Source organism: bacterium, assembly GCA_028820935.1.
Taxonomy (GTDB): Bacteria; Actinomycetota; Acidimicrobiia; order Spongiisociales; family Spongiisociaceae; genus Spongiisocius.
Genome location: JAPPHZ010000041.1, coordinates 1 through 6,659, shown reverse-complemented (window position 1 = coordinate 6,659; position 6,659 = coordinate 1). Strand labels below are relative to the sequence as shown.

6 protein-coding genes and 1 pseudogene are annotated in these 6,659 nt (G+C 62.4%); 4 read left to right on the top strand and 3 right to left on the bottom strand.

Annotated features, from left to right (window positions below; genetic code table 11):
- Positions 1 to 135 precede the first annotated feature (135 nt).
- Positions 136 to 825 carry a DUF4352 domain-containing protein gene (locus tag OXM57_11965; protein MDE0353394.1) on the top strand — a complete coding sequence of 230 codons (690 nt, stop codon included), beginning with the start codon at positions 136 to 138 and terminating at the stop codon, positions 823 to 825.
- Between the two features lie 403 nt (positions 826 to 1,228).
- On the top strand, positions 1,229 to 1,681 hold the full coding sequence (locus OXM57_11960; GenBank protein ID MDE0353393.1) for a hypothetical protein: 453 nt from the start codon (positions 1,229 to 1,231) through the stop codon (positions 1,679 to 1,681).
- Between the two features lie 157 nt (positions 1,682 to 1,838).
- Here OXM57_11960 and OXM57_11955 read toward each other — a convergent pair whose 3' ends face one another.
- From OXM57_11955 to OXM57_11945, 3 genes and pseudogenes are all read right to left on the bottom strand, one after another.
- Complete coding sequence (locus OXM57_11955) at positions 1,839 to 2,474, bottom strand: GntR family transcriptional regulator (protein MDE0353392.1); 636 nt, start codon at positions 2,472 to 2,474, stop codon at positions 1,839 to 1,841.
- Between the two features lie 1,272 nt (positions 2,475 to 3,746).
- Entirely contained in the window at positions 3,747 to 4,043 is a 297-nt protein-coding gene (locus tag OXM57_11950; protein MDE0353391.1) for a hypothetical protein, read from the bottom strand.
- A 186-nt stretch (positions 4,044 to 4,229) separates the two neighbouring features.
- A pseudogene (locus OXM57_11945) lies at positions 4,230 to 4,683 on the bottom strand (DUF3387 domain-containing protein).
- 168 nt (positions 4,684 to 4,851) lie between these two features.
- On the opposite strand from OXM57_11945, the gene OXM57_11940 reads away from it, so the two are divergent.
- On the top strand, positions 4,852 to 5,793 hold the full coding sequence (locus tag OXM57_11940; protein MDE0353390.1) for a substrate-binding domain-containing protein: 942 nt from the start codon (positions 4,852 to 4,854) through the stop codon (positions 5,791 to 5,793).
- A 529-nt stretch (positions 5,794 to 6,322) separates the two neighbouring features.
- Positions 6,323 to 6,659 (top strand): hypothetical protein (locus tag OXM57_11935; GenBank protein ID MDE0353389.1); only part of this gene is annotated, 337 nt, incomplete at its 3' end.

Below are 6,659 nucleotides of genomic sequence, written 5' to 3'. Positions count from 1 at the left end.
GCTGTCGCACCACTGATCCAAGTGAGCTGACTCCACGAAACCGGGGGACCATCAGTGCATGGTCCCTTCGGTGGTTGCGGTCGCGGGTGTTCGTTGGCAAAGGATGCCAGACCCCAACCGAAGGGACCGCCAACCATGGCCCGCCTTGCCGCCCTCCTCCTGTTTCTCGTTGTTCTGACAGCTTGTGGCGACTTCGAGCAATCCGCCACCGATCAGCCGGCCACGACTCGAGCGTCCACGACTACGACGGTTCCAGGAATCGGCGATCCGGTCAGGGACGGCAGCTTCGAGTTCGTAGTCCACTATGTGGGTCTGCCGGAGACGCCGCCGGACACGCGAGAGGTGCCGCTGGGCGTTTGGGTGTTGGTTGAGGTATCGGTCGCGAACGTGAAAGACGACCCGCAGACCTTTCTTGCCGATGAACAGCGGCTGATCGTAGCCGGCGCCGAGTACGAGTCCGCCTACGCCACCAATTCCCCTGTGAGCATCAACCCAGGGTTGGGCACCGACTCGTCGATGCTGTTCGACGTGCCCCTGTCTGTACTGGACACAACGGTGGCGCAGGTCAGGCTTCATGACAGCTTCCTCTCCGGTGGGGTGACCGTCACTGTCACCCCGGATTGGCGGAGGCTGTCACCCACCACCACAACGACCACACCGAAGGCTGCCGCGCCAGCGACGACCCTCACCGATGTGGAGACGTTCGAGGCGCTCATGTCGATCCATCCCGTGCTCAGCCTCTACGAACCCGGATGGCTGGTCGAGGTCGCCAACGCTATCTGCTACGAGTTCGACATCGGCGCCCCATGGGGGATATTGAACTAGTCGCGTTCCGGGACTCACCGGAGGATTGGGACCTGGACACGGTGGACTACTTCCTCAGAGCGGCGGTGAAGGGCCTCTGTCCCGAACACAGTTGGATGATCCCTTGAGCCTGTTCCGCATATCCTGTTACGGCTGGTAGCAGCGTCCTTTTCCCTGTGAAACTGCCCTGTTCCGGGTGTCTCGTTCCAGGTGTGTGACTAGTATCGACGGCGACACCCCAAAACGGAAGGAACAACCCCTGATGACTGCTGTCAGACCACCGCAGCGCCATCCCCGCAGAGTCCGCAAGTCCGTGAAGCAGCGGGTGGGGGAGGTCCGGCCTCCTCGCAGCCCGCAGGACCTGGCACGGGCCATGTTCCTCCAGGCCGACCAGAAGCAGACTAGACCCGCTGCTTCCTGACCCATGGAGTGGATAGTGGCTCCGGCAGCAATCGTGGTGGTTGCTCTAGTCGGTGGCTTCTGGAAGTGGGCACGATGGACCGGGAGGGTGGATACCAACCTGACCGAGCTCAAGGGGTTCATGCGGGAGATTCGAGCGGATATCAAGAAGATATTCGAACGGTTGCCTGCCGCACCCATCGGTTCGGCTAGCCCACGGACGCTAACGGACTATGGCAAGAAGATCGCCGAAGCAGTCAAGGCCACGAGCTGGGCGGAGCGGGAAGCCCAGGGGCTTGATGATCAGGCCAAGGGTATGCGTGGTTACGAGATCGAAGACCTCGCCTTCCAGCACGTCAGCAACCATGACTTGGCTCACGAAATCCGGGAAACGGCTTTCGAGCAGGGATTTACCGTTGATCATGTGCGGGACGTTCTCGCTGTGGTGCTCAGAGATCAGCTGCTAGAAAGGCGTTAGCGTGGGTACTGAGGCATTTCCGGGGTGCGGTGGACGCCTCTGAGCTGCCTCGGCTCGGGCGGCATCGGCAACTCATCCATCGGCGGCGGGATCGGCATCGGAGGCAGCGGTGGCATCTCCGGCGTTCGTGGTGCGGGTAACGGCATCTCAGCTCCTATCAGGTGGAGGCATCGGTGTGCAGACGGCGGGTTCTCCTGATCCGTTCCTGTAGTTCGGTTGACACTCGGGTGAGGTGATCGGCTATCCACCGCTCAGCCTTCGCGGAGTCGCCAGAACGGATGGCATCGACGATCACGCTATGCGCCAAATGATGCTTGTGTACCACTCTGAGACCCAGCCAGTAGCGACCTACGTTGGCGCGGAGTCGTGACACGATGTCAGCGGTGAGGGGACAGCCGGCGATGGCGTATATACGCTGGTAGAACCGCTCAGTGAGCCTGGCGGCCCGGTCGCCGTCCCCCGAAGCGTCCATCTCGCGAGCGAGGTCGGCCAACTCTCCGGTTTCGGGCGTCGTGATACGCCGCAGTGCTTTGCGCAACGCGAAGGTCTCCAACAGGATGCGAAGCTGGTAAGTCTCTTGGATCTCGGCGGGTTCGAGGATGCGCACAGTCGCTCCACGATGAGGGACGAGCGTCACCAACCCCTCTTGTTCGAGCGCCCGCAAAGCGCCAATGACCGGAACCCGTGACACCATCAGATCCTCGGCCAGACGCTGCTGGCGCAGCCGCTCGCCGGGCTGGAACACTCCCGTCAGTATCGCGTCCCGAAGGGCGGCTGTGGCCGCCGCCTCCACGGTCGTGTACCGAGAGTGAGCGCGCGCCGCTAAGCCAGCAAGGTTCCCCGCCGCGTGATCCTCCGCCAAGCCCAAACCAACCCCTCCACCGACGCCGTGGCTATCCACACTCTCGCCAATGCTACCCGCTGTCGACACGGGCGAACCGGACGGCCACTCGTGGCCTTCACACGGGCACCGGCGCCCGTTCGTGCCTCAGGCCGGCCAGCGGATCACGATGGTGCCAGCAATCCGATCGTGAAGCGGTCGACGGTCCGGATCGAATCTGGCGGAGACGAAGTAGATCAGCAGCACGAGGGACAGCGTTGATCACCCATCGCTGGTGTCGCCAGTTGCTGCAAGCGAATCGCGTCCGGACTGCGACCTAGCCGCGTAGGGGGCTCCGGATGCTCATCGAAGCACTCGGAGACGGCCGGTGCCGACATGTTACCTCGTTCATGCCTCGGCTTGTGCCAGTCGTAGGTAGGCCAATCCAGATCATCAACAACCTCCGCGTCTATCAGCGGATCACCGGCCTCAAGACAGGCCACCATCGCCGCGAGAGCCGCCTCATAGTCGACCACCGTGAACCGCTCCCGATCATACGGCCACGATATAGGCGACAGCCCAACTTTTACCACACTGCGAGACGACCTATCGAACACATCACGGCCAGCTAACGGTGTCGGCAGGGCGACTATCACCTGATGTTGACACTCCGGGCCTCCTAGCAGTCCGGCAGGCGTAGCGGACACTGCCACCTCGATACGATGGCCGACATCCACCACCCTTGTCTTAGAGCGTGCGCGGATAGCTCCTGAACTGGGGAAGGCACAACCGCCAGGGATTGAGTCACTGCTCCTGACCAGGGACATTGAAGGCCGACCCGCTGGTCGACAAGCTGAAGGCAACCACCGGAACCCACCTATACGCGCATACTCTTTAACCCAGTGTGTCTGGGTTACAGATCTGCAACCTGAGCCGCAGCCTCAAGTCGTCCCCGGAGACCTCGGCGGAGTCCACGTCCACCTCAGCCGAACAGCCCGCGAGCAGACCCACCGAACCCGAGAAGCGCTACAAGCCTCCACAACCAGCGCACTATTGCCCCGGCTATGGAGAGCGCCAAAACCGGGCGGCGATCATCCCGCTTCCCGAACCTCGGTCAACTCGCCCTACCTTCAACGATGCCTACCGGCCGCAGGATGGCGGATCCGGTTGGAGGCATCCGAGCGGGCGCGCCCGACCCTCTCGGACTGTAGGACGTGGCCACGGTCGAAGCGATCAGGTCCGTGGTCATCCGAGCCGATGAGTGACTCCGAACTCGGCCCTATGTGCGCGCCCGGCCGTTCCGGTTCGGTGCCGGAAGCGGAGGCCCTCCCCGTCCTTCCCCTTGGAAGACTGGTCCGTGATCCAGGCGCGAACCCTTACGAGGACTTCCTTCGCCCACCTGAACTCGGTCGACCACAGGAGCAAACCCCCGACCAGAAGCGCGGTGCCCGGAGTGACGGGGAGGGCGAAGCCGGCCACAGCGAGAAGGACCATCAGCCCTCCGGCGATCGCCACGAACACCCTCCGGATCACCTGGATCATGAGCAACCTCCGCCTATCGGATACGTACCCTTCACACGCTAGACAAGCAGTCACGGAACAACGGCTTGAAACAGCCCAGAATCCGGCACATGACGAATTGTGTACAAAGTACAAACCGGGGGGATTGCACATCGCATACAATCTCGGCGGAGCTGTCGTCAACGAGGGGTACCGGCCCCGCGGGGGCTAGGCGGCCCGGGCCTCTGAGAGGACTTCGGCCTGTTGTAGGACGGTTTGGGTGGCCTTTTCCTGCTTTGTCGGATGGGTAGCCATACTTGCGGAGGGTGCGCTTGACCAGAACACGGCGGCGGGCGGGTACGTCTTCCCGCAAGGTCCGGTCGATGGTCAGTTGTCGCGGACCCTCTCGACCAGCTCTTGAGCAATGGTTCGCAGGACCTGATCGTCGAGGATGGCTACGGCGCTGTCGTTGGTTTCCAGAGCGTCGGAGAAGACCATATTCGTCCTCGGTGCGTCCGAGATTCTCGCCTCGAGCGTTGGCCTCACGCATCTCTTTGGCCAGCTGGATCAGTTATTCGATCACCTCGGCGGCCTCGATAGCTCGGTTCTCGTAGCGGCGCAGGGTGCGTTCCAGCATCTCGGAGAACGATCGGGCTTGCACGACGTTCTTGCGAAGTCGGGTCGCCGTAACGGCATCCACTCCGTCTTGGCGGGCCCGGTTCGTACCGGCTGGCATGGCGGTTAGGGTGTTCCTGTTTTGCGACGTTTGACACGGATAGGGGCGGCGTGGGTGCTGGTTGCTGTGTCGGTTGCTGGATGCGTGACGAATCCTGCCGCTGAGGATCGGCTGATGATCGGGCTCGTCACCAAGACCGACGCGAACCCGTTCTTCGTGACGATGAGAGACGCCGCGCTCCGCCAAGCCGAAGAAGCGGATGTCGAGTTGCGCGCTATGGCGGGCAGCTACGACGGAGACTGGGAGACGCAGGTCGAAGCAATCGAGAGTCTGGTCGCCAGCGGCGCTGCCGGTATTCTCATCACGCCTTCGGATCCGGCCGCTCTGACCGACACAGTGAGAAGGGCGCGAGAGGCTGGTGTATTGGTCATCGCGCTAGATACCCCCTTCGACCCGCCGGACTCTGTTGACGCCACCTTCGCCACGGACAACTTCAGGGCTGGTGAGTTGATAGGCGCATGGGCGCGAGCGAGGACCGATGTGTCGGTACCTGCGGTCAGGATCGTTACGCTGGACGGGTCCGAGGCCCGGATCACGTTGGATGTTATGCGCAACCAAGGCTTCCTGAGCGGCTTCGGTGTCGACATCAGAGACCCCACCACGATGTACGACGAAGACGATCCTCGTATCGTCGGGCGCGCTGTCACCATGGGCACGGCAGCCGGGGGGCGCGCCGCTATGGAAGATCTGATACGGCAAGATCCAGAAGTCAACGTCGTGTACACGGTCAACGAGCCCGCCGCAGCCGGCGCGTTCTTGGCGCTGAAAGACGCAGGCAAGGAGAACGACGTCCTGATCGTTTCTATCGACGGGAGCTGTGAGGGAGTAGGCCGTGTCGCCACAGGCGAGATCGACGCCACATCGATGCAGTATCCCCACAAAATGGCGACCCTCGGAGTTGACGCGATCGTCGAATACTCCAAAACAGGCAGGACACCGGAGAACACCCCCGGCCTGGACTTCCACGACACAGGCGTGACCCTGGTCACCCAACACCCGACCCCCGGAGTCCCATCGATCACAGTCGAACAAGCACAGAACGAATGCTGGGCTTAGCCCCCACTGCCACGGCGCCCCCAAAGTAAGGAACCATTAAACCCGCCAAAAGCAGCCCCGATTCCCCGATGAGGTACAGGTATAGGTAAGGACGCAGCGAGATGGATGGCGGTATTGCTCACGTTCGTGATGCTGCTCGGAGCGGCCGCCACCGCCGGGGTGTCTACGCCCGCGGAGGCGCAAAAAGGCGGGAGCGCGGTGCGGGATTGCGCGACACGTCTGGGGGTGTTAGGACAAGAGCGCCCGTCGGGAGTGGTGTCTCCGTTCACCGACATCGCTGACTCCACGAAACCGGGGGACCATCAAAGTGTTCGAAAAGGCGGGGTAACTCCAGTCAAGGCGGGTTTCGGCTTTTCTCCTTGATTCTGGCCATTTGCGGCGTTTAGAGTAGCCGGGATGTGGGCGGAGATCGTAGCATAGGCAATGGGATGTGGAGGCCTTGAGATGATCAGGCATGATGTGTGTGGATTAGTGTCGAGGCGGGCCGCGCGCGAAGCCCCCCCCCCCACTTCCTTCCGGGAACGGATTCGTGAGGCGCCCTTGGGCGGCGCTTCTCGCCCTCGCGCTGCTGGCGGTAGTGTTCGCGCTGAGCACGGAGCAGGCTAACGCGCAGCAGGCATCGCAGACGCTGGTCAGCAACACCGGCCAGTCGGACGATGGTCATGTATCTCTGGACAACGATGTCGCTCAGGCCTTCACCACCGGCTCCAACAGCTACGGCTACAGCCTGCGCAGCGTTGACGTGGAATTCAACGCTATCCAAAGCGGCTTCAGCTCTTCGGACCTCACCGCCCACATCTACACCGACTCCAGCGGGTCTCCGGGCAGCTCGCTCGGGACCCTGACCAACCCCGCCAGCTTTCCCG

What these genes read in the sequence shown, in the direction of transcription:
- OXM57_11965 (MDE0353394.1), top strand. Translation starts at nt 136, where the DNA reads ATGGCCCGCCTTGCCGCCCTCCTCCTGTTTCTCGTTGTTCTGACAGCT.
- OXM57_11960 (MDE0353393.1), top strand. Translation starts at nt 1,229, where the DNA reads ATGGAGTGGATAGTGGCTCCGGCAGCAATCGTGGTGGTTGCTCTAGTC.
- OXM57_11950 (MDE0353391.1), bottom strand. Translation starts at nt 4,043, where the DNA reads ATGATCCAGGTGATCCGGAGGGTGTTCGTGGCGATCGCCGGAGGGCTG.
- OXM57_11940 (MDE0353390.1), top strand. Translation starts at nt 4,852, where the DNA reads ATGATCGGGCTCGTCACCAAGACCGACGCGAACCCGTTCTTCGTGACG.